This window comes from Canibacter zhuwentaonis, assembly GCF_018531145.1.
GTDB classification, from domain to species: domain Bacteria; phylum Actinomycetota; class Actinomycetes; order Actinomycetales; family Microbacteriaceae; genus Canibacter; species Canibacter zhuwentaonis.
In genome coordinates this window covers 132,695-156,714 of sequence record NZ_JAHDSZ010000002.1, presented here as the reverse complement: position 1 = coordinate 156,714, position 24,020 = coordinate 132,695, and the positions used below count along the sequence as shown (strand labels likewise).

At 53.0% G+C, this 24,020-nt stretch carries 17 protein-coding genes and 1 tRNA gene; 1 reads left to right on the top strand and 17 read right to left on the bottom strand.

The features are described 5' to 3' along the window. Window positions 1-98: 98 nt before the first annotated feature. From hisS to KJY78_RS02840, 4 genes are all read right to left on the bottom strand, one after another. Window positions 99-1,397: a histidine--tRNA ligase gene (gene hisS / locus KJY78_RS02855; RefSeq protein WP_214337091.1), complete on the bottom strand. Its 1,299-nt coding sequence runs from the start codon at window positions 1,395-1,397 to the stop codon at window positions 99-101. Window positions 1,398-1,547: 150 nt separating this feature from the next. Further along, on the bottom strand, window positions 1,548-3,137 hold the full coding sequence (locus KJY78_RS02850; protein ID WP_214337090.1) for a cell wall-binding repeat-containing protein: 1,590 nt from the start codon (window positions 3,135-3,137) through the stop codon (window positions 1,548-1,550). 308 nt (window positions 3,138-3,445) lie between these two features. After that, the gene (locus KJY78_RS02845) at window positions 3,446-3,958 is read right to left on the bottom strand and encodes a MazG nucleotide pyrophosphohydrolase domain-containing protein (protein ID WP_250544085.1); all 513 of its coding nucleotides are present in this window, start codon (window positions 3,956-3,958) and stop codon (window positions 3,446-3,448) included. Further along, a complete protein-coding gene (locus KJY78_RS02840; RefSeq protein WP_348771180.1) occupies window positions 3,955-4,185 on the bottom strand; it encodes a dihydroxyacetone kinase subunit DhaK in 231 nt (76 codons plus the stop codon). Before KJY78_RS02840 ends, KJY78_RS02845 begins: the two co-directional genes overlap by 4 nt. Before the next feature lie 166 nt (window positions 4,186-4,351). Here KJY78_RS02840 and KJY78_RS02835 point away from each other — a divergent pair, with 166 nt between their 5' ends. Next, window positions 4,352-4,891: an NADPH-dependent FMN reductase gene (locus KJY78_RS02835; RefSeq protein ID WP_214337088.1), complete on the top strand. Its 540-nt coding sequence runs from the start codon at window positions 4,352-4,354 to the stop codon at window positions 4,889-4,891. A 70-nt stretch (window positions 4,892-4,961) separates the two neighbouring features. On the opposite strand, the gene mfd is transcribed toward KJY78_RS02835, so the two are convergent. The 13 genes from mfd to rpoZ form a co-directional block, all read right to left on the bottom strand. Beyond that, a complete protein-coding gene (gene mfd, locus KJY78_RS02830; protein ID WP_214337087.1) occupies window positions 4,962-8,735 on the bottom strand; it encodes a transcription-repair coupling factor in 3,774 nt (1,257 codons plus the stop codon). A gap of 4 nt (window positions 8,736-8,739) precedes the next feature. Continuing rightward, the gene (gene pth / locus KJY78_RS02825; RefSeq protein WP_214337086.1) at window positions 8,740-9,327 is read right to left on the bottom strand and encodes an aminoacyl-tRNA hydrolase; all 588 of its coding nucleotides are present in this window, start codon (window positions 9,325-9,327) and stop codon (window positions 8,740-8,742) included. Window positions 9,328-9,475: 148 nt separating this feature from the next. After that, window positions 9,476-10,039, bottom strand: coding sequence for a 50S ribosomal protein L25/general stress protein Ctc (locus KJY78_RS02820; RefSeq protein WP_214337085.1), 564 nt, complete (start codon window positions 10,037-10,039; stop codon window positions 9,476-9,478). A gap of 163 nt (window positions 10,040-10,202) precedes the next feature. Then, window positions 10,203-11,183 (bottom strand): ribose-phosphate diphosphokinase, encoded by a 981-nt coding sequence (locus KJY78_RS02815; protein ID WP_214337084.1) that lies wholly within the window; start codon window positions 11,181-11,183, stop codon window positions 10,203-10,205. Between the two features lies 1 nt (window position 11,184). Further along, window positions 11,185-12,615 (bottom strand): bifunctional UDP-N-acetylglucosamine diphosphorylase/glucosamine-1-phosphate N-acetyltransferase GlmU, encoded by a 1,431-nt coding sequence (glmU, locus tag KJY78_RS02810; protein ID WP_214337083.1) that lies wholly within the window; start codon window positions 12,613-12,615, stop codon window positions 11,185-11,187. Between the two features lie 46 nt (window positions 12,616-12,661). Continuing rightward, window positions 12,662-12,733: transfer RNA gene (locus tag KJY78_RS02805), tRNA-Gln, on the bottom strand. 136 nt (window positions 12,734-12,869) lie between these two features. Then, window positions 12,870-15,296: an ABC transporter permease gene (locus KJY78_RS02800; RefSeq protein ID WP_214337082.1), complete on the bottom strand. Its 2,427-nt coding sequence runs from the start codon at window positions 15,294-15,296 to the stop codon at window positions 12,870-12,872. 9 nt (window positions 15,297-15,305) lie between these two features. Further along, window positions 15,306-15,989: an ABC transporter ATP-binding protein gene (locus KJY78_RS02795; RefSeq protein WP_214337081.1), complete on the bottom strand. Its 684-nt coding sequence runs from the start codon at window positions 15,987-15,989 to the stop codon at window positions 15,306-15,308. Window positions 15,990-16,278: 289 nt separating this feature from the next. Further along, window positions 16,279-18,285 (bottom strand): amidase, encoded by a 2,007-nt coding sequence (locus KJY78_RS02790; protein ID WP_214337080.1) that lies wholly within the window; start codon window positions 18,283-18,285, stop codon window positions 16,279-16,281. Window positions 18,286-19,029: 744 nt separating this feature from the next. Further along, window positions 19,030-20,439, bottom strand: coding sequence for an RsmB/NOP family class I SAM-dependent RNA methyltransferase (locus KJY78_RS02785; protein WP_214337079.1), 1,410 nt, complete (start codon window positions 20,437-20,439; stop codon window positions 19,030-19,032). Beyond that, window positions 20,432-21,430: a methionyl-tRNA formyltransferase gene (locus KJY78_RS02780; protein WP_214337078.1), complete on the bottom strand. Its 999-nt coding sequence runs from the start codon at window positions 21,428-21,430 to the stop codon at window positions 20,432-20,434. The genes KJY78_RS02785 and KJY78_RS02780 overlap by 8 nt, the downstream gene beginning before the upstream one ends. A gap of 95 nt (window positions 21,431-21,525) precedes the next feature. Next, a complete protein-coding gene (locus tag KJY78_RS02775) occupies window positions 21,526-23,685 on the bottom strand; it encodes a primosomal protein N' family DNA-binding protein (protein ID WP_214337077.1) in 2,160 nt (719 codons plus the stop codon). Between the two features lie 64 nt (window positions 23,686-23,749). Continuing rightward, window positions 23,750-24,004, bottom strand: a complete 255-nt coding sequence (rpoZ, locus tag KJY78_RS02770; RefSeq protein WP_214337076.1) for a DNA-directed RNA polymerase subunit omega — start codon at window positions 24,002-24,004, stop codon at window positions 23,750-23,752. Window positions 24,005-24,020: the final 16 nt, after the last annotated feature.

Below are 24,020 nucleotides of genomic sequence, written 5' to 3'. Positions count from 1 at the left end.
CCACCCCCAGACGCGAGTTTACGACACAAAGCCAACTCAAACACCAACCCCGACAGCCTCAGCTCGCCAGCCACAAAACTCTTAAGCGCTGTGACCTTCTAGACCGTCTCGAAAGTTTTAATGTTAAGCTCAGCAGCAGCCAGAGCGCTGTTAACGTTCGCAAATTCGGTAAACCCTTCAGCCGCTAAATACGCAAAAACGGGCTTCATGTTTTTCTTGCGCCACACAATGTGCGGTTGCTTACCAAGTGCCAGCAGCTCAGATTTCAGCTTAACAAGCTGCTGCGGCGCAGCACAGTCTTTATCCGCTATAAGTGCTATTTTCTGCTCTTGCGCGCTATCTTCTGGCAGCTCCACAAGATCAATAATTCTTTCAAAACCGATAGAAAAACCAACGGCCGGCACCTGCTCGCCTAAAAACCTGCCAATCATACCGTCGTAGCGACCGCCGCCGCCAACAGAACTGCCAGAACCCGGGTGTGATATTTCAAAGATCGTGCCCGTGTAATACCCCATACCACGCACCAGCGTCGGATCAAACTCCGCTGTAACCCCGTTAGGTAGGATTGAAACAAGCGAATCCCCCAGCTCGGCAAGCTCTGCTAGAGCATCATTTTGAACTTCCTCCGGCATAACCTCGGCAATTGCCGCAACTGTTAGCGGGATTCCCGCGGGTAGCGCCGCAACCCCGCTTAAAAAAGGCTCAAGTTTTGCAACAGCGGATGCCGCAAACTCATTTGCCACAAGCTCCTCAATAACCCCCGCAAAACCGATTTTATCCAGTTTGTCTATGGTTATTAAAACACGATTGAAATCGTCCGCGTTAAAGCCGCAGTGTTTAAGTAACGACAGCAGCACGCGCCTATCATTGATGCGGATCACACAGTCTCGCAATCCAAGTCGATTCAACGCGGCTGCTGTTGCGGTAATTAACTCCAGCTCAGCCAGCATCGAAAACTCACCAATAATATCAATATCAGCCTGCACAAACTGTCGGTAACGACCCTGTTGCGGACGCTCAGCGCGCCACACCGGACCAATCTGCACCGCTCTAAACACCTGCGGCAGTGCAGCCTGGTTGCTGGCGTAGTAGCGCGCGAGCGGCACTGTTAAATCAAACCGCAGACCGAGATCACATAATTCTGCGGCTTTAAGCTTTTCTGTTGTGTACGGCTTATCAGAAATGCCTCGTTTTAAAATCGAGAAAGACAGTTTTTCATTATCGCCACCAAGCCCTGAGTGTAGTATGTCATAATCTTCAACAACTGGCGTTTCTATCTCAGTAAATGCGTGTTTTTGATAGACCTCGCGAATTATCTGCAAAACTCGCTCACGTTTGCGTTTTTGAAAAGGCAGAAAATCACGCATACCGCGCACAGCAGAAATTTTATTAGCCATATATACATTCTACCCTGCGATTTACACATACAAACGGGGCACACTCGTGATTGCTAAAATTGTGATCGCGAGTGTGCCCCGTCTAGTATCTTATATTCTCAAGCAAACACACTAAGCGTCTACTCTTAAATACAGCTTAAGCACTCAGACTCATGAGCAGCGAACACCCTTTTTAGCATTCTCGCTCACAGCCTCTAGACCGCCAACGGTAACCATGTTAGCAGCAGCAACCCGATCAATAGCGCCTGCGGTAGCAGCAGTCAGGCAGCCTGTCTGAGTAATGAACAGCGGGCTACGCAAACTACCAGCAAGCGCAACAGCGGTAAGTGCGTCGGCGTAGTTTTCACCGGTTGCAAGGAAAGCGGCATCAGCGTTATATCCAACAAAGTTCTCGGCAATTAGCGCAGCAGTCTCATAACGATCCGCACCAGCAAAACGCTTAACGGTAGAGAATACCTCTTTCAGAGATTCTTCAATGCCCTCAGAAACAACGCTCGTACCACCTGCGATATACACGCGATCCTGAGAGGTGAAGATCTCATCACTGTTCAAGAAATCGTTAAGATTAGGAAGTTTACCGTCAATTAGCACAATAGGCGCATAGTTGCTAGCGGCAAAATTAGCAGCTACCAGAGCGTCTGGGAAATTATCTCCTGTAGCAAAAACAGCGTCGCGCAGATCAACAAGCTCGTAATCTTCATCGTAGAACACGAGTGAGTTAACAATCATGTTCGTCTCATATCTGTCAGCTCCGTCAAGACGTTTTACGGTGTAACCAGCAGCTTTCAACTCGTTTTCGATGGTAGCTGAAATCACGTCACGACCACCCACAACGTAAACAATCCCAGGTTTGAGACGTTTCAGCTCTTCAACTGTGCCCTCTGCAAGCTCGTTGCGAGGTGTTAGCAAAACTGGACTCTTCATGTGTGCAGCAACAACAGAAGCGCTTAGTGCATCAGGGAAGTTTTCACCACTGGCAATAAAAACAGCCTGAACATTTGCTGGGAACTGTTTTGAAACGGCAAGCGCGGTATCGTAACGATCTTTGCCAGCAATACGCTCAAGACCCTGTACGCTAGGGGTATTCTGACCGGCAACGCCACAGTACACAAAAGATAGTTCACCGCCGGTTATTGCATCGAATTTCGCTTGCAGTGCGTCACGATCAGCAGGTCTGATGTAACGGCAATCACGCAAAGTTAGCTCCTTCAGGTCAGGAAGACCTATAAGCGCATCAACGTTCACAAAGTTACCCTGCAGAAAAACCTCGTTGAGTTTTGTTAGTGAAGCTAGAACGCTGATGTCAGTGTATTTACCGTACAACAAAAGCTGTTTTACTTCAGTTAGCTCTTTAACGGGCGAAAGATCTGTAAAGTTACCACCGATTGTCAGATAGGTTAGTTTTTTCAAACCTTTCAGAGGTGTTAGATCAACGAAATCACCGTAAGCAGCCAGGGCTTCTAGACCGGTGAAATATTTGAGATCATTGATATTAGAAACAAACAAGTATGGTTTATCTTGCTCGTCATTGTCGCAGTTTAGGTATTTAAGCTCAGCTGCTTCAGCAACTGTTACTTCTTCACCGTCTTTTTTCTGCAGAGCATATCGAACGCAGTCTTTAAGACCTGAGTCTTCAAAAACAACGTTTTCAGTCTCGGTCGCAGCAACTGTTGTATCTGCTTCCACAGAATCAACAGCAAGCGCTGGCTGCGCAGCCAGAACCGTTCCACCAATGCACAAAGCAAAAGCAGCAACACCAGAAACTACCCTTAACAAAATAGGCTTTCCTGAACTTTTCAAAAGTTTAACCTTCTTTCAATATCATCACTTAATAATAAAGAAAGACAAAAAATAACTTACACTAGTTACAAATCATCTCCCCCCCCCCCCCAGTCTATTACATCAACCCAAAATACACAATCACGCACCAAACAAACAACCACACCAAAAACCACAATCAGCACATACACACTAACTACACCACATCATCACACAACCCAAAACACTAACCTCTAAGCAACTATATACTTAACTAACCAGCCACCATCCTAAAACGAAATACCACCCCCAGACGCGAGTTTACGATCCGCTCGTAATTTAAGCTGCTGCCACATTTCTGTAAGCTCCGCGCTTGTGAGCTGTTCGCCAGTCTCGAAAACGTGCGGGTGGCGCGCTATAAGCTTCTCGGCGAGACGCTCCGCAACAGTGTCAAAACTATAGGTTTCGCCATTTTTGCGTGCCAGCTCAGTGTGGAAAAGAACCTGATACAGCACGTCTCCCAACTCTTCGGCTATTTTAGCGGGGTCACCGTCGATAATCGCGTCAACCGTTTCCGCAGCCTCCTCCTGCAGGTATTTGCTGAGGCTCTCGTGAGTCTGCTCGAGATGCCACGCGCACCCGTTGTCAGCGAGTAGGCGCTCAACAACCGCCCGGGCACGCGCGACACCGTGGAGTTCTGCGGCGAACCCTGTCGCTGCGGCGCTAGTATCGCGACCGCCACTCGCCGAACCACTGCCGCTCACCAAACCGGAATCACCCACAGAATCACGACCGCCCGTCAAACCGCAACCTGCCGCGCCTCGATGCAATCAAGGTCGGTTGCGATGGTGTCGACCAGCTCCGCAGCAATTTCGCTAGCGGATGTGTGCGACACGCGCGAACGCCAAGGCTCGCCATAAACGCCAACGCCCATTTCGATTTGATCTGCTGGCAGTTCAAAAGTTAGTTTGCTAACCGCCGGCACGGTACAGCTTGTTAACGCAACGCCCATTGACTGCCCGTTTGCGATAACACGTTTGGATCACTGATTAGTTTTTTCACAAAGACACCTTTCGACAGTAGCTTTTAACACACTTTACTACCGTTAAGCTGAATAAAAAAGATTTTCTAGATAAAATCATCCGCTATAAAATAAAATTATTGCATTGATTATCACACAAGAAAGAAGACAGAAAATGCGCACAGGAATTATTATTGGTTCAACCCGCGAAGGGCGCATCAACGCGGAAATTGCCGCGTGGATCTATAAAACCGCACAGAGCAAACCGCGCAATGCGACATACGAGCTAATAGATCTAAAGGATTACGAAATACCGTTTTTCACCGGCGCCGTTTCCCCGCGGCAGCTCAATAAAAAATACGATAACACTGCTGTGCAAGCGTGGAGCGAAAAAATCGACTCCTGTGACGCTTATATTCTTGTTACGCCCGAATATAACGGCTCAGTGCCAGCACCACTAAAAAACGCTTTTGACAGCATCTCTGACGAGTGGATCGGTAAGCCAATAGCGTTTGCCGGGTACAGCTACAGCTCAGGCATTAGTGTGATTAAAGCGTGGCGTGCAATTGTTCCCGCTTTCCAAATGCAAGACGTTGCAGACGCGCTTGAAATAAGTCTTGTAACCGAGGTTAAAGATGGTGTGTTCACTCCTACCAGCGACCAGCTAGAAAAACTTGAGTCTATTCTGGCGAAGTTAGAAAAGGCAGCCGCATAAAACCCGCCGGGGTGCAAAATCCGCTCCTCGACCAAGGTGCAAGATCTAATCCTCGACCGGGGTGCAAAAGCTACTCCTCAACAATATTCGCGAAAAAGCGCGAAACCCAGCCTAGAATATCACCGTCAAGCGCCTGATCCGCCGCCTTCAAACCGCAGCTAAATCGGCTCGCACTCAGCTGCTTTGCGCCGCCCAAAAGAGCCTCCGGCGCGGGCACTGTGATTACACCCCGCGCGTATTCTGCACGCGGATACAGCCTGCGCAGTCGCATCTGCTTCGAGTCGGGCAACTGCACGGGCGAAACCTGCAACACCCCGGCATTAAACTTCAGCTCTAAAACGCCAAACAGCGACACCGTGCGGCGCAGTTGAGACAGCCGCGCCAACTCAACAACCGGTGCGGGAAGCGCGCCGTAGCGATCCTGCAACTCCTCAACCACGAGCGACACATTTTCTGCGGCGGCCTGCGGGTGCGCAGCTGCCGCAAACTTTTGATACGCCTCGAGCCGTAAACGCTCGCTGTCAATATAATCTTCGGGAATGTAAGCGGCAACCGGCAAAATAATATTCAGCTCGCGCGCCTCCTGCACATCCTCACCTTTAAACGTGTCAATCGCCTCGCTAATCATGCGCAAATACAGGTCAAAACCAACCCCCGTAATATGCCCTGACTGCTCGCCACCGAGCAGATTGCCAGCGCCGCGCAGCTCGAGATCCTGCAGCGCAACCTGCATTCCGCTGCCAAGCTCGTTGTGAGTTGCGATCGTTTCAAGCCGCTCGTAGGCGTGCTCGGTAAGCTGCGTTGTTGGCTCGTACAAGAAGTAGGCGTACGCCCGCTCACGCGAGCGCCCAACCCGTCCGCGCAACTGGTGCAACTGCCCCAGCCCGTATTTATCTGCGTTATCCACAATAATTGTGTTGGCGTTGGCAATATCAAGCCCGGTTTCAACAATTGTTGTGCACACTAGCACGTCGTATTCGCGCTCGTAAAAATCAACAACAACTTTCTCGAGCTGCTCCTGACTGAGTCTGCCGTGCGCAACAGCAACCCGCGCCTCGGGCACCAACTCGGCAACCCTTTTAGCGACTCGGTGTATTGCAGCAACCCGGTTGTGCACGTAGAAAACCTGCCCGTCACGCAGCATTTCGCGGCGGATCGCTGCCGCTGTTTGTGCGTCATTGCGCTGCCCCACAAAGGTTAAAATAGGGTGCCTGTCTTCGGGAGCCGTTGCCAGGGTGGACATCTCGCGAATCCCGGTCACCGCCATTTCAAGCGTGCGCGGAATCGGGGTTGCGCTCATGCTAAGCACATCGACATTCTGCTTCATATCTTTGAGAATCTCTTTATGCTCAACACCGAAGCGCTGCTCTTCGTCGATAATAATCAAACCAAGATCGTGATATTTAACGTTTTTGCCGAGTAGCCGGTGCGTGCCGATAATAACATCGATAAGCCCCGCCTCTAGCTGCTCCAGAATCTCGCGAGCCTCTTTGTCGCTCTGAAACCGGCTCAGCGCGCGCAAGCGCACAGGAAACGCCGCAAACCGCGACTGAAAAGTCTCAAAATGCTGTTTTACCAGAAGCGTTGTTGGCACCAGAACAGCAACCTGCTTATTATCCTGCACCGCCTTAAACGCCGCCCGCACAGCAATTTCTGTTTTACCAAACCCAACATCGCCAGAGATTAGGCGATCCATTGGACGTGGACACTCCATATCCCGCTTCACATCGGCTATCGCGGTGAGCTGATCTGGTGTTTCAACGTAGGCGAAAGAATCTTCAAGCTCCGCCTGCCATGCTGTGTCGGGGCTGAAAGCGTGCCCGGTTGCGTGCGCGCGCACAGAATACAGCTTCACCAGCTCAACAGCAAGCTCGCGCACGGCTTTACGGGCGCGCTTTTTCGTGTTCGCCCAGTCACTGCCACCCATTTTTGACAGCGCGGGAGTTTCGCCGCCGACGTATTTTGAAAGCTGCGACAGCTGATCGATTGGCACGTACAGCTTATCCGCCGGCATTGAGCGCTTGCTCGGCGCGTACTCGAGCACCAGGTACTCACGTTTCACGCGCCCGCCGCCGCCCGGCAGTGTGCGATCTGTCAGCTCCACAAACCGCCCGATGCCATGCACCTCGTGCACAACATAATCACCGGCTTTCAGGTGCAGCGGATCAACCACGTTTTTAGCGCGCGCACGTGCCGGACGCTGCGCGGCAACTGCGCGTGCGACGGCTCTGCGGCCGAAAAACTCAACCTCTGTGAGCACCATAACTCCGGCTGCTGGCAGGGTAAAGCCGCCCTCTAAACCGCCCTCGATTACGTAGGCTATGCCGGACTCGGGCGCTACTGGCAGCTGCGCCACACTGGTAACTGGTATTTCAGCCTCGCTAAGCAGTTCAGTAACGCGCTTCACCGTGCCGTTATCGGGCATCGCCAGCACCGCATATCTCGAGCTCTCAGCCACATTAGCAAACCACGATTTAAGCTGCGCAATAGCGTTTGTTACCGCGTCTGTGTGCGCCGCCTGGGTTATTAATCCACTGTTTACTCTGACCGTATCGCTTTGCACTGGGGTTGCATCTACAGCCCGAACCTCACCAGCGTCCGCTGCGCCCGCGTCTGCGCTTGTTTCGGCGCTCACAGCCCCCGCGCTTGTTTCTAAATTCTCCACGCCCGCACCAGGCTCTCCACCAGAGGTCGCCGCGGCAGCACCCGCACCGGCGGCGTCGGCAAGCGATCCGCTGCCACTGTCATAGCTGCTTACGGTGTGCCAGGTAAAATCGACGCCACCCAGCTCGCGCACCCTGTTGAGAGTGAAAAGCCCGGTTTTTTCCGCCTCCCGAACCAGCTGCGCCACGGGCTTTTGCGCTTCGGTTGCGTGCTGCCACCTCGCCGCCAAAAATTCCGCGTTCGTTTCCGCAAGACTCACGGCTCGGCTCGCAACCCGCTCCGGAGCAAACACCACCGCCATACTCTGCTCGGGCAACAACTCACTCAGCGCGTACTGCCGCTCAACCAGCTGCGGCAGCAGCGATTCCATGCCCTCAACTGTCACACCGGACGCAATTTTTGCGAGCATTTCAGGCTCAGCCGCGCCCGCGCTCAACAGCTCAGCGGCCCGCTTTCGCACCCGCTCTGTTAGCAGCAGCTCGCGCGCCGGCCACACCTCGAGCTTATCTAGCCGATCCGCGCTGCGCTGTGCTGCGACCGCGAACTCGTGCAAGCTCTCAATCTCGTCGCCAAAGCAGTCAATGCGCACAGCCGCAGGAGCCGACGGCACAAAAACATCGATAATTCCCCCGCGCACAGCAAACTCGCCACGCCTTGTCACCATATCCACCCGATCATAGCCGAGCTGCGTGAGCTGGCTGGCAAACTCGCCGATATCCCCCAGTTCAACGCCGGCACTAAGCGTAATCGGTTCTGCGTACGCTGTGAACGGTGAAACCGCCTGCAGCACCGCACGCACAGAAGCGAACACGATGAGCGGCGCGACACTGTTGTGTGAGCGGATCGCGCTCAACGCGCGAAAACGCTTGCCAACAGTGTCTTTTGACGGGCTGAGTCGCTCGTGCGGCAGAGTTTCCCACGCCGTCACCGTCACCGTGGCGACCTCTGGTATCAGGGTTTTTAGTGCCTGCTTAGCAAGCTGCAGCTCACGACCAGAAGCGGTTATTACCAGCAGCGCGCCAGTCAACTTAGATTCTATTCTGCGCCGGTATATTTCAGCAATCAGTGGCGCGCGGAGCCCCTGCGCCACGGTGAAATCAGTATCGGTTTCTGTGTACGCAGCGGCAGCTGCGAACTCTGTGCATTTATTTAGCAGCCGCGGCAGGTTGCTGATTGTCATTGCGCTAGGCTCTCTCTTGCGAATGGAACTTTTGCTGCGCAGCAAGCAGCCCCGATTCTATTACCGTGAGTGCGGCGTCTGCGCTGTCTGCGAGCAGCAGCGGCAGCTTTGCGCGCTCAGCGCTGGTAAATCCGCTCAGCACAAAATCTGCCACGTCTTGCCTGCCCGGTGGTCTGCCAACTCCTATACGCACCCTTGTAAAATCGGGGCTCTGGCAGGCTTTTGCGATATCGCGCAGCCCATTATGCCCGCCGTGACCACCACCTTTTTTAAGCCGCAAAGTATCAAAAGGGATGTCTATTTCGTCGTGTAAAACTACTGTGTTGTCAAGCGGCACATTGAAATACTGCAGCGCCGCCTGCACCGGCCCGCCGCTCAGGTTCATAAAACTGTTGGGTTTGATTAGGATTATTTGGTCGCCGCCGGGTGACACCCGGCACTGCCCGATCTGGTTGCCTGTGCGGTGTGCGCTCAGCTTGAGTCGGCATTTACCCGCGATTAGATCTAGTGCCATTTCACCAACGTTGTGGCGAGTTCCCACGTATTTACTACCGGGATTACCCAGCCCAACAAGCGCCCAAACGGCCGTCACAGTTTCTCCCTCAAACGTAAAACAGGGGCAACTCGACACCAAAGTGCGAGCTGCCCCAGCTTTTAAATACTACTAAGCCGCTGATGCTGCGGCAGAGTCTCCCGCTGCTGCTTCACCCGCTGCGCCACCAGATTCTGCAGACTCGTCATTATTTTTCATCTTCAGGAAGCTCTTCAAGCGGCACAATTACGCTCACAATAACCTCTCCTGCATCGGTTACAACAGTAATACCGTGGTCAAGGTTGAGATCTTTAACGAGCACCTGCGCGCCCTCTTCAAGAGCCTCAATAGACACAACTAAGTTTTCAGGAATGCTAATTGCCGGAGCTTCAACAAGCACGGTGTTAAGCACCTGCACAGCGATTGTGCCAGGAAAGGTTTCGCCCTCAAGCACAACTGGCACCTCAACCTCAACGGTCTCACCTTTTTTAACGATCAAAAAATCAACGTGCTCAATAAGCTGACGCACAGGATCTTTTTGCACGTCTTTAACCAGCACGAGCTGTGCTTTGCCGTTAATTTGCAACTCAACAAGCGCGTTAGCCTGACGCACAATTAGGCTCAGCGGGTGAGTTTCAACCGTTAAATGCACCGGATTGCTACCGTGACCGTAAACAACCACAGGGGTTTTACCCGCTGCGCGCAATTTACGGGCAACGCCCTTGCCGAAGCTCTCGCGAGCCTCTGCAGCTAGCTTTACTGCTTTACTCATAATTTTTTACTCCTTGCCAGGCTGACACCCGGATATATTTTCTACTATGCGACTGACGGCGCACGAGAAATCCAGAATTACCCTGGGCGTCCCGCGTCGATAACGGAGATAAACTCCCTCGCCGAAGTACCTAAAAGATACTACACGGTTATGCTGCGAAAATCTACGCAGCACCCTCAAACATACTCGTCACAGAACCGTCATGGAAAACCTGGTGAATTGCTTTTGCCAACAGCGGCGCAATAGATAGCACGGTTAGTTTTTCAAAGCGGCAGTTCGCTGGCACCGGCAAAGTGTCTGTTACAACAACCTCGTCAATGTAGTCGGCGTTCAGGTTGTTAACCGCGTCACCCGAGAAAACCGGATGAGTTGCCGCTATTGTAACCCCGCGCGCGCCGTTTTTAACCAGCGCCTCAGCTGCCTTTGCAATTGTGCCGCCCGTGTCTATCATATCGTCAACCATAAGACACCATCTGCCCTCAACATTGCCAACAATCTCGTGCATACTCACCTTATTTGCAACCGTCGGGTCGCGCCGCTTGTGGATAATCGCCAGCGGCGCGTTGAGCCGGTCACTCCACACATCCGCAACGCGCACCCGCCCCATATCGGGAGAAACAACGGTTACATCATTGCGGTCGCCCAGTTTGTCACGGAAATAGTCCAACAGCACGGGCATTGCAAACAGGTGATCCACCGGCCCGTCAAAGAAACCCTGAATTTGCGCGGCGTGCAGATCAACCGACATAATGCGATCCGCTCCCGCAGCTTTGAACAGATCCGCCATCAGGCGCGCAGAAATTGGCTCCCTGCCGCGCCCTTTTTTATCCTGCCGCGAGTAGGGGTAGAAAGGAGCCACAACTGTGATTCGCTTAGCAGAAGCGCGCTTGAGCGCATCTACCATAACCAGCTGCTCCATAATGTTTTCATTGATCGGGGCGATGTGCGACTGGATCACAAAAGCGTCAGTGCCGCGCACACTCTCGTTAAATCGCGCGTACAGCTCGCCGCTGGCGAAGGTGCGCGCGTCAGTTGCAAGCACTTGCGCGTTCAGCTCCGCGGCGACATTTTCGGCCAGTTCCGGATATGCACGCCCGGAAATTAGCACGAGTTTTTTACCTGCGGCGGTTTCTATTGCTCCCATATCACAGCTCTTTCTTGTCGGTTACGGCACGGGCAGAATCGGTATTTGGCCTGTTTTCAAGCACCCAGTCTGGGATGTTGCGCTGGCTTGCGACGCTCACCGCGAGAGCGCCCGGCGGCACTTCTTTGCGGATCACGGCTCCCGCCGCGCTGTACGCTCCGTCGCCAACTGTCACCGGGGCGACGAGCACTGATTTAGCGCCCACGCGAACTTCACGCCCAACGGTTGTGCGATGCTTTTTAACACCGTCGTAGTTGGCAACTATTGTGCCCGCGCCCAGGTTTGCGCCCTCGCCGATTGTGGCATCACCAACATAACTGAGGTGCGGCACTTTACCGCCGGCACCAAGCTGCGACGCTTTCACCTCCACAAAAGCCCCTACTTTTGACCTTTCACCGAGCGTTGTGCCCGGGCGGATATACGCAAACGGACCGACAGTAACACCCGCAGCAATCTTGGCTCCGTGCACTTCGCTGCGCACAATAACGGCCCCGGTAGCAACAGAGGTGTCTTTCAGGGTTGTTGCCGGACCAACTGTTGCCCCCGTTGCAACCCGGGTTGCTCCCTGCAGCAGCACTCCCGGCAGGAGCGTTACATCCGCCTCAATTTCAACTGTTACGTCAATATATGTGCTCCGCGGATCAACAATCGTGACCCCTGCCAGCTGGTGTTTTAGCACCAGGCGGCGATTCAGCTCAGAGCCAACGGCCGCAAGCTGCGCGCGATCATTAACGCCGGCGATCAGCCACACATCGTCGACGGTGTGGGCCGCCACGCTACCGCCGGTGGCAATAATTTTTGCGGCAGCGTCTGTTAGGTACTTTTCTTTTTGCACGTTGTCGGTGTCTATCTGCGCAAGCGCCTCCGTTAGTGCGCGGCGCTCAAAAACGTAGATTCCGCCGTTAATTTCAGTTATTTGGCGCTCTGTTTCGGTTGCGTCTTTTTCTTCTACGATGCCGCTGACGCGCCCCGCGTTGTCGTACAGGATTCTGCCAAGACCCTGCGGGTTCGCAACATCTGCCGCCAGGATAGTCATCTGGTGTGAGCCATCACGATGGGCTGCGATAACACCCCGCAGGGTTGCCTCGTTGATAAGCGGCACATCCCCCGAAAGAACTACGATATCGCCGTTGAAATCAGCAGGCAGAGCAGCAATTGCCTGCTCAACAGCACGCCCCGTGCCGGGGATGTCATCCTGCTCACACACAATTGCCGACGGCAGAAACTCGTTTACAGCAGCTGCGGCAAGCTCTTTTTGATGCCGCACAACCACAACAATATGTGACGGATCAAGCTGTGAGGCCGTTGCCAGCACGTGCGCAATAAGCGAGCGTCCTGCAACTTTGTGCAGCACCTTGGGTGTTTTTGATTTCATGCGCGTACCCTGACCTGCGGCAAGTATCACGACTGCTAAACGGTTAGCGTTTTGCATCTAAAATCTTTCTGCTCAGGATAACGAACGCACGATTTTGCGAGCGCTCCGCCCCTAGGATTCGAACCTAGACCTAACAGCTCCAAAGGCTGCCGTGCTGCCATTACACTAAGGCGGAAAAGTGAACCCTGCCTGAGCTCACAATCACAGATACATTTTACCCAAGAGAGCTGAAATTAACCAATCAGCAGCGCCCCAGTGTCCGCTTCAATTACACCGAGCACAAATGTCACATTTAAGCCTTACCCACGCCGCTACACGGTGCGCAAAGCCTCAACCGGCGATACCCGCGAAGCCTCACGTGCGCTGGTTGCAGCGATGAGAAGCGTTAACAGCGCACCTGCGCCGATGGTTGTCGCAACAAACAATAACGGCAAACCACTGCTGAACGACAGTGAGCTTGTAGACTGAGCAAGTGAGAACATAAAGACATTGCCGATGAACACTCCTGTTAAAACACCCGCTACCAAGCCGCTAAGCACTGACACCAAAGCCTCAAACAAGACCCGATAAACCACTTTTTGCCGGGTAAGACCCAGGGCACGCTGCAATCCAAACTCGCGCTTGCGGGCTATCACTGATAGGCGTAGTGTGTTGGAGATACCCGCTAACGCAATAAATATTCCCACACCCAGCAACGCCCAGGATGATACTTTCAGGGCGCTAAGGTAGCCTTCAAGCTGTTCTCCAATTATCAAATTACCTCGAATTGAGACATTCTTGCCGCTGGCGGCAGCGGCAATTTTTGAGTGCGCCTCGCTCGCAGAATAGCCCGGCTTTAATTTAGCCCATAGCTCCACAACAGCAGGCGTGTTGCCAGGAATAGGCAAGTCTTTCGAAAAGTACATAAACTCAGCAGCGGAATCCAGTAATTGCGCTCTTAGCGGAAAACTAGCACCTCCTATTTGCACGGTTGTTTCATCCCCGTTTGACAAACCCGTTCCATTACAAATGGTTCCAGCAATAAACGAATCTGTTTTAATACCCGCCAGATGCTCACTGCCGCCCACAACACTTAACAAGTCTTCATCCACCCTCACTGCCGAAACTGAATCCCCCAGCAGATTAGCTTTGTACACTTTAACCTTTGCAACATTCTCAACAACTTCACTGCCGGAAATTAAAGAGTGCAGTTCGTCAATATCGCCGCTCTGAGCATCATGCCTAACAACCAGATCCGCTCCGAGTCTGCTTGCCTGATCATTTTTCAGGGAGTTTTCAAGAAACTCGGCACCAGCCGCAATGCTTGTAATAAAAGCCCCTATTACAAAAGCCAGAGCTGCTATGGATGCGGCTTTGCGCGGAGCAAAGCGGATCTGCTCCAGCGGATCTCTGAAATCAGGGTTTTGACCAGCAACACACAACTTGATCGCAACATTAGTGATAAACCGCAGAATGCGAGGCATCGCAGCTATTAGCAACACCAGCAAAACAACGGCGACTGCAACAACCAAGAAGAAACCACCCAAATAGGCTAATCCGATGCAGGCTACAACAGTCAGAGCTATTGCACCAGTAAGCATCAAGCCGCGCGCAAAACTGAGCGCTTGAACATCAGAATTATATTCAGACACTCTAATTGCGCTCACAGGTGGAATCTTAAAAATTTTATACGCTGGTTTAACAGCGGCGAATACAGTAACCACCACGCCAAATAGCACGACGAGCAAAATTTTTATTACTGAAAAATCAAAAGAAAAGTGTCTGGTTAAGAGCGCGGCTGAGAACCATATTAAAATTGCTCCTACAGCGCTCGGCAAAGCACCGCAAAGCCCAATAGTCACCGCTTTGGAAATAATCTTTCCAAACAGCTGCGTTCTTGTTACGCCCAGGCATCGCTCTAGGGCGTAGTTCCTGCTGTCTCTTTCAACATACACAGAAAAAGCTGAGCCTATAACCAACACAAGAATAATAAACGATGAGGCTAAAACACCAGCTATTATAAACGGAATGTATTGCTTCCCAGGAACTGTCTCCAAAGCTTTAGCCAACACAAAATCACCTATCGAAACTACTTTAAACTCCGGGGAGTCACCGTGCTTTTGGGCGATTAAATCAACAACCTCAGCTGGATTACTAGCTTTTAATAGAATATACTGATATACATCCGGTCTATTCTCTCTCAGTAAATTTACAGTCGCTAGAGTACCGTAAAAAACAGGCTCTGGTTTAGGTATAAAACCTTTCTCCTTATCCGCAATGATACCAACTAGCGTGGCAGACTTAGTTTCTGAGCTCGAAAGATCAGCTTTGAAGCTAATATCCGCACCCAATTTAAGATTGAACTTTATCGCAGTACTTTCAGCAATCGCTATTTCGCCAGACCGCTCTGGAAATTTACCCTCCACTAGAATGTGCCCTGACAGCCAATCAGCTGTCCTTAGCGACACCACATCACTCAAACCTCCCCGTTCAAGTCTTACTATAGTGTCCCTTCCAGGATTAATTTTTGTTGCCAGATTAGAATTTACAAGATGATCGTACAATGCTCGGTCATTATCACCCTCGTACCTTGGGTCAACAATAACTACACTACTATAATCTTGAAAAGTGTCTGATATTTTTTGTTGCACTGTCGCATACAGTGAATCAATCATAATCAAAACTGATGATACAAAAAACACTCCCAGCGCAACAGCAGCTATAATCTGAGTGTTGCTTCGAAAAATACGTTTTCTCATTATATTCTCTTAGCTTCTCGAAGTGTTGTTGACTATTTTAGATATCTGACCGTCTACCATGTGAATAACACGATCAGCATATTCAGCCACTTCCGTATCATGTGTAACAACCAGCACAGACTGACCAAAATCGTTCACTGATTTACGCAACAAAACCAACAAATCTCGGCTCGAAGCAGAGTCCAGAGCACCGGTTGGCTCATCTGCAAAAATAATTGAAGGACTTGATATTAAAGATCTTGCAACAGCAACTCGCTGCTGTTGCCCTCCCGATATCAGGCTTGGATATCGATCCAATAATTCAGATATCCCAAGCTGTTTTACAATGCTGTTAAAAAATTCTGAATCCAGCTTCTTGCGCTGTAGCTTTAACGGGTAAAGGATGTTTTCTTTAACAGTCTTAGCGGGAAACAGGTTATATGACTGGAAAACAAAACCAACATGATCTCGCCTCACCCGTGTCAGTTCGTTATCACTTAAACCGGTTATTGTTTTACCACCGATAGCCACGCTTCCTTTGTTGACATTATCAAGACCCGCCGCGCACTGTAGCAGAGTGGATTTACCGGAACCAGACTGTCCAACTATAGCCACAAACTCACCGACCGCAACGGTTAAACTCACACCGCGCAAAGCATACACGTTTGCACTCTCGTATGTTTTATGCACGTCTCTAAGTTTTAGAACACTCATGTTTTTAACACCTCTTCATACTCGCTTGTTAACGCCGGAAATAATTACCGCAGTGTGTCTTAACGCAGTGCCAAAACCCACTACGCACGAATTAATATTCACGCTATCGATAGAATATCAGCTAAGCCCCCCCCCCCCCGCACAAAACGTTATAAACTTGTTGTAATAAAAACCTCAATTTTCTGCTCTAACAAACACGGGCACAGCAAATTGCCCGCACCAAATAAACAAAAGTAAAGGAGTATTTTAACCCAGCAGCACAGGTTAAGACCGCAAAAGCCTAATAGTGCTAATACACAAGCTCAAGCAGTTTGCCGACTGTGCCGGTCTCACCCGCAATCAAAACAACGCCCAAGAGTTTGCGCGGATCAGGGTTTCTGCCGTAGTCTGGTTGCTGCACTGTTACCTCGGCAGTAAATTCGCTCTCTGTGCCCGATACTTCAGCCGCAGCACCGGCAACCCAGACTCGCACATCAGCCGCAATATCTGCCGCAAGCGCACCCTCAATCATCACCCGCAACTGCCCCTCACTAACAGCTTCAACCCTGCTAGCAACTATCTCAGCATCACAAACACCACCGGCAGCACCGCCTCCAGGTCGCGAAACCAGCCGCACAGAGTCAGTTTCGCTAGGCGGTGCCAGCGCAGGAAGCGCCCGCTCAGCAGAGGCGCTCTCGAGCTGGGTTGCGTAAGCCAGCAGCGCGTTATCATCATAGGCGCGCCCGGCAAAAGTCACCCCGGCGGGCACCCCAATATCAGCGCACACGCCCATGCTCACAGTAACCGTCGGTATGCCCAGGTGGCGAATAGCGTAGTTGCCGTTAGCGTAAAACACGCCGTTTTGCCAGGCATGATCGTTTGCCGCCATCTCACGCTCTGCCTCTTCGCGACCGATATCGGCGATTGCCGGGAAAACAGCTCCCGCATAGCCGTTAACATCGAGCCAGTCTTCAAACAGTTCTTTACGCAACCTGACCAGCGCCCGCAGCCCCGCCTCAAAATCAGGGTGCTCGCACGGATTGCTCAGCCTCTCTCGCGCATACTTCACAACATTGCGATACCTGTTAGCGTAGTCAACAACCTCTTCGTAGCGATCAGGCAGGGTGCCATGCCAGAGCGGAAAAATTGTGTCGGGGTCAACATTTTTCAGCTCCGGGCAGTTAGGGTCGCCGTTTGCCAGCAGAAAATCGTGCCACCCGTAGGCTAAGAAATGGTTAAACTCGATGCCCATCCACCCCTCGGGCAGAATGTTCAGATCAGCAACGCTCTCGCTGCCGGGCTTATCACCCTCGTATTTTTCTATCAGGGGGAAATCGGTTACAACCAGTTTTGCGCCGAGAGACGTGAGTTTATCCGCTGTTTTCCGCCACAGCTCCAGCACACTCGGGCGCACCCGTATTGGGAAGTTACTATCTTCTCCCAGGTACATTTTTGGCACCGCAAAAGTTTTTCCGGCAAGCGGATTATCGCGCCCCAGCTCTGTGTAGTCGCGCGGGCGCACCCGCTCGGGCTGCGGCAGCTGCAGAACCTCCTGGTGACGCCAGAAATCACCGCGGGTTTGCTTATCAGAGACCACTAAAACGTTTAACACGCGCAGCATATCTGGCATTGAACGGGTGTGTGGCACAACCACATCGCGCGCCGGAAACAGCGGCCAGTTGCCTCTGATCGAGATTACGCCCCAGGATGGCGTGTACGCGCAAACAGCGTTATTTGACGCCGGGCTGCGACCCGATGACACGGTCTCTTCGCCCATCCCAAAAACGGCAAAATTTGCCGCCGTTGCAACGGCAGAGCCGTTAGACGAGCCGGAGGCGTATGCCGCGGCCAAATAGTCTGAGTTGTAGGGATTTTCAGCCCGCCCGTATACACCGCGCTGCATTCCCCCATCCGCCATTGGCGGCATATTTGTTTTGCCTACTAGAATCGCACCCGCCGCTTTCAGCTGCGCCACAGTGAAAGCATCCCACTTTGCCATAAGCCCGGCAAAAGCTGGCGACCCGGCGGCAACTGTAAGCCCCTCAACCATGTACGAATCTTTAACCGTGAATGGCACACCCTCAAGCTCGCGCGCCGTGCCGTTTTGGTAGCGGCGGTCAGATTCTGCCGCTGCATCAAAAACATCGGGGTTTAGCACGATAATCGAGTTCAGGCACGCGCCCGCACGGTCAAACTTAGCAACCCGGTTAAGGTATGCTGCGGTCACAGCAACCGCGCTCAAATCACCTGAGCTATAAGCGCGGATCAGCTTCTCAATAGAAATCTCATAGAGATTCAGCTCGCCACCACTCACCACAGCCGCCTTTCACACTGCACACAAAATGTTTACCGCAATAATTTTACTAGCTTTATTTCACAGTAGCCGCACAAATCCTAGCTCCGGTGATTTCCTCTCACAGGAACTGAAGCTAACAGCTATCTGCTAAGGTTTAAGCTGCGCGTTTTGCCTGGTATTTAAATCATGCGCCAGCACAAAAAAATACAACGGTTGACACTAGTGACACTACACCCGCAAGATACATGGCTCGGAGAAAACTAATGTTATTCGTCAAATAATTCGCGATGAAGAACCCTATAGTAATCAGGCTCTGCACAGCACCCGCTAAAAGAAAACTCCATGCCACCGCTATCCGCGGCTTCTTATCCGCGTAATCTTTGGATTCATCCTGATCGAGCTTGAACCTCATGAACCTCATAACCCAGATTCTAGCTGCTATACCCACAAGCAGCACTACAGCCAGAACGTACACTAATTCAGCATTAACGAGCTGGTGCGTAAACTGTAGCACGACCAGCACACAGAGCGCTGCCGCACCAATTAAAAGAGCTATCCTGAGTAATAAGTCAATGTTTTTTGCGATTCATTTATATCTCCTTGATAAAAAGCACAGAACTGCCAAAAAGCACAGGCTTAATAAAAAATACAGGAAAATTAATTTGGCTATTTTTCGCCGTTTACTTGGAATGGTTTAAAGCCACTGCTTGGAATTGGTAACGAAGTTCCTAGCTCCTATAAAAATTTACAGCAACTATCCGAAAATTACTGCGCCAGCTCAAAAAGCACAATAAACATCGCGTCAGTGCCATCGCGGTGCGGCCACAGCTGGGTTACTGGCTGTTCCCGGTCATGCTGTAAAACGGGTGAAATATCCGCTAAGATTTTACCCGTTGGTAGCTGGCGCAGCTGCGTATTTTGCCGCAGAATCCGTTTTACAACCGCTTTAGTTTCCGCCAGGTGCGGCGAACAGGTTACATACGCGAGCACCCCGCCAGAGTTCAGCTGCGGCACGGCGGCGGTGATTAGTTGCTCCTGCAGTTTTGTAAGCGCGGGAATATCGCTGGGCTGTTTGCGCCAGCGCGCTTCTGGACGGCGGCGCAGCGCGCCCAGCCCGGAGCACGGCGCGTCAATTAAAATCCTGTCGTATTTTTGCCCGGCATATGCCCGCTCGGATCTGCCGTCGGCGCACACAACATCGACCGTGTCGCCAAAATCCTGTGTTGCGCGGCGCACTAGCGCTGCGCGGTGCGGGGTAACTTCTGTCGCTCTCACGTGCGCACCAGCAATTTTAGCGTGAGCGGCAAGCAGCGCGGTTTTGCCGCCGGGGCCGGCGCACAAATCAAGCCACTTCTCGCCCGTGCTAACCGGCTTAGCCGCCACCAGCGCCAGCGCTGCCAGCTGTGAGCCCTGATCTTGGACACAAGCTATTATGCCCCGCTCGCGCAGGCGCGATATAGCAGCGAGCGGACTGATCCGCCGTAAAACTGCGCCGTGCGGGCTGGTGCCGGTGAATATTATGTGCTCTTCGCCCAGCTCTTGCTGCGCCAGCTCGCACAGCTGCTCTGCTGAGCGTTCGCCGTCTGGCAGCAGCGCGAGATTAACCTGCGGCGACTCGTTATTAGCCTCGAGCATCGCGATAAGCTCTGTGCCGCGCCCATCGACGTTTAGCGCGTCGCGCAGTTGCCGTACAACCCACTCGGGATGCGAATATGCCGCCGCAAGTTGCTCATCAACAGTGCCCTGCGCCTCGCGCACAAGCTCCTGCCAGCGCGCGCCGTCGGTGCGCTCGATGGTGCGCAAAACTCCGTTAACAAAACCCGTTGCTTTTGCGTTTGACACCAGTCGTTGTAGCTCAACAGACTCGTTAATCGCTGCGTGCGCGGCAACTCTAGTCGCCAGCAGCTGGTGTGCGCCAAGGCGCAGCACTCGCAGGGTGCGCGGATCTATTTGCGCGCTATCACGCTGTGCCGCGATTGAAATCACCGCGTCGTAGTAGCCCTGCATCCGCAGGGTGCCAGAAACCAACTCTGTTACAAAAGCGACATCGCGGGTGCTGAGTCGCGTCTTTTCTATTTTTGCAGGCAACGAGAGGTTAGCGTAAGCATCGCGATCTGCCACATCGCGCAGCACATCGTATGCCGCTAAACGCGCATCGGAAACCCTTTTAGCCATTAAAATCAACTTTCTTGCCGCGACCGTTAAGCCACGCAGTAGCCGCCATCCGTTGTTTGCCCGCAGGTTGCACCGTCACAATTTCCAGCGCGCCATCGCTAAGCTGCAACACCGCACGCCCCTGTAGGATTTGAAAAATCCCTGGTGAGAGAGTGGTTTGCGGGGGCGGCTCGAAGGCTAGCGCGGCAGAATCACCCGGCGCAGACCCCGGCGCGGCAGAATGCGCCATAGATACACTCGCCCCTGCAAGCGGAGCAATTTCGTGAATCTTCAGAGGCTCGCCACCAAAATCTATATACGCGCCAGGCTCGGGCGTTACCCCCGCCCAGGTATTAATAAAATCTGTAACACTGCCGCGCACATCAAGCCTGCCATCGGCGCGCACCAGCTTGTGCGCATAACTTGTCCCCTCCCGCTGGGGCGTGCCAGCCTGCGGATTCCGCTCCAAAACAGCAACAGCATCGAGCACTGTGCCTGCCCCGACCGCACCCATTGCGGTGAGCACCTGATCCGCAGTGTCGAATTTTGCTGCGGTGTAACCATCTTTGGTCACAATATCGCCCGCGTCAAGCTCGCTAACAAGCCTAAAAACGCTCACGCCAAGCTCCCGCTCGCCCGCCATCAGAGCGCGCTGCACAGGAGCCGCGCCGCGCCAGGCTGGCAGCTTGGAAAAATGCAGGTTCACCCAGCCCAGGCGCGGGGTTTTAAGCAGCTCAGCCCCTAAAATTGAGCCGTACGCCACGATCACACCGAGATCTGCCCGCAACTGGCGCACTTTCGCGGTGACTTCTACGTCCAGCCTGTTTGCCTTAATAACCCGAATGCCGTGCTCTGCCGCGCACTCGGCAACCGGCGAAGCGGTCATTTTGCGTATGCGACCCTGCGGCGCATCGGCTCGTGTGAGCACAGCACAAACATCATGCCCGGCGGATACCAAGACTTGCAGCGTGGGCGTCGCGATTGCGGGAGTTCCGGCAAAAATTATTCGCATTTAATCCTTAAAAATATAAGTGTCTATTAATTATATTCTGTTATATTCTGTATCGAGTTCCTGCTGCACCTCATCAAGCACGCACAAAGTCTCTGTTAATATTCCGCGAAAACCTCCTGCTGTACCTCGTCAAACACGCTCGAGTCGTCAAATTTCAGGCGCAGGCGCACGCGCGGTTTCGGGCGCGGATTCAATCTGGTAGCAACCGTCGACCCCACCGCCAGCTCTATTAACAGCGCGCGCAGCGCCGCCGCCACCTGCGCGCCAGAGCGATAACTAAACCGCACAATCAACTGCCACGAGTTACCGGGCAGCTCATGCGGGCCGATAACATACGTTTCGGGGATGTTGGCGAGCACCTCGCGCGCTGTCGCAAGTGCCTGAAAATCTCCGACCGCGCTGGCTACGCGCACCATTGGAGGATACAACAGCTCAGCACGGGCGCTCAGCTCGCGCCGCAAATACCCGGCAACATTGCCCGTAATAAAAGCATCAACAATCGGGCCCGCCCCGCTTGCCACCAGACAAACCCCGTCAGGAGCCAGTTTAGCCACGGCATTATGCCACCAGCGCAGACAGTCCTCTGCAACACGAAGCCTGGGAATATTCAGCATATTCCACACATCCAGCAGCACAACCGCGCGGTAACCGCCCGCGGCAATGGGCTCCGCATTCGGGGTTGCAACAACTATTGCGGGTTCTGTGCCAACTCTCAAAACCGGTGTTTGCCCGTCTGACACAATAATTTTTGTGCCCGCAAACTGTTGCGCAAACTGCTCTGCGGTGTAGCTGGATCCACCGCTCGTGAAAAACACCCTGTCACCGTGGCACTGTGCACACCGCCACGGCATGGCCTGCGCGACGCACCACAGGCACTGCAAAGCACCCCGGTACGATTTGACCCCGAGTGGGCCACGGCATTCAAAACAGCTGGCTTGCATATTGCACATGGTACACGCGGCAACCCGCACGCTGCCAGGTTTTGAAACCTGCACGAGCACCGGCCCCTGTTTTGCGTGCTCCTGAATTAGCGCTACCGCCGCCCCCGGGATTCTGCCCGCAAAACTGTCTTCTGCTACCGCCGCATCGGCGTGCCAAATCCGCGGACGGCGCGGCGCACCATCCTGCGACAGGTAGAATCCGTTGTCGATGAAGCGCTGTGTTACCGCAGAATTTACATGCCCGGCAATAAGCAGCCCACACCCTGTGAGCTGCGCCCGCAAAATGGCGGCATCGCGCGTGTGCATGTATGGCGCGTGTGGCTCGTTAAATAGCGGATCTGCTTCGTCCCACACAATAATCGCCGCCAGCTTGTAAGCGGGGGCGTATATAGCGCTCCTGTTGCCGATGATAATGCAGGGTTCACTCTCTAGGGTGCGCAGGTGTGCCGTGTATCGTTTGCGTTCTGACTGTTTGGCGTCAATGCGCACCGTGTGCTCGCCCAGTTGCAGTGCGATGAGCGCGTCGTGCAGCTCAGTGATGTCGCGGTAATCGGGTACACAGATTATAGTTGAGCGCTGCTGCGCCAGCACCAGCGCGGCAGTGTGGACGAGCTGCAGCGCCCAGCGCGAAACCCAGTTGCCCGTGCTCAGCTGCGTAACGCCAAAATTCGCAACAAAGTTTATTTTATTGCCCGCTATAAGCTGCTCTGCCAGATTTGATGCCCCGTATTCCGGCAGGACTGTTTGATTGTTTCTAACGCCAGATGCGGTGTTTTCTGTTAGCAGGTCTTTTTCTTTTTGGGTAGTGATTTCAGACCCCAGCGCGGCGGTAAGACCAGCTTCCGGTGGATCTGCTATCTCAGTTTCGGCGTGCACGCCAGATACGACCTGTTCACCCGCGTCGCAGCCCTGTTTTTCTTCAAAATACGCTTTTTCCGCCGCCGCGTGGCGTTTTGGAATAGCAAGCCGCAGCACGTCGCTCGGACTGCCAGCAGAGCGATCCGCAACCGCTTGCGCCAGTTCCCAAACCTGCTTATCGAGCAGCACAACATCACTCACGAGATCGGAAATACTGGCGAGCTGCCCTTGATATGTGCTGTTTTCGACGAGCTCTACAATCCACCCGAAATTTCGCTGCGCCCGGCGCAAAGGAATCTTAACTCGCTGCCCCACTCGCACCCTGTCACGCAGGTTTTCAGGCACCCGGTAATCGAAAATCTGGCTCAGCTGCGGCACTCTGGAGTCAAGCACAACACGCGCGATCACCGGCTGAAGTGGCTCATCCGGTAGTAAAAATAACTGTTGCTCACCCATCTGCCCTGGATATAGTTTGTGGCACAAAGCAAACCGCCCCGCGCCACAACTGCACAGAATTAAACTATGCCACGTCTCGCAAAACCAGTTTGCCCTCGGCTATTTCACGCAGCGCAATGGTTAGTGGCTTGTCATCGATAGAGCACTCAACAAGCGGACCAACGTTGTCGTTGAGCTTGCCCTCATCGTGCAAATCAGCGTAGTAGCTGTTAATCTGGCGGGCGCGCTGCGCGGAAAACGCCACCAGCGAATACTTGGAATCGACGTGCGAAAGCAGCTCGTCAATAGGCGGATCTATAATACCCCGGTTATTAGACACTCTACAGCTCCTCAAT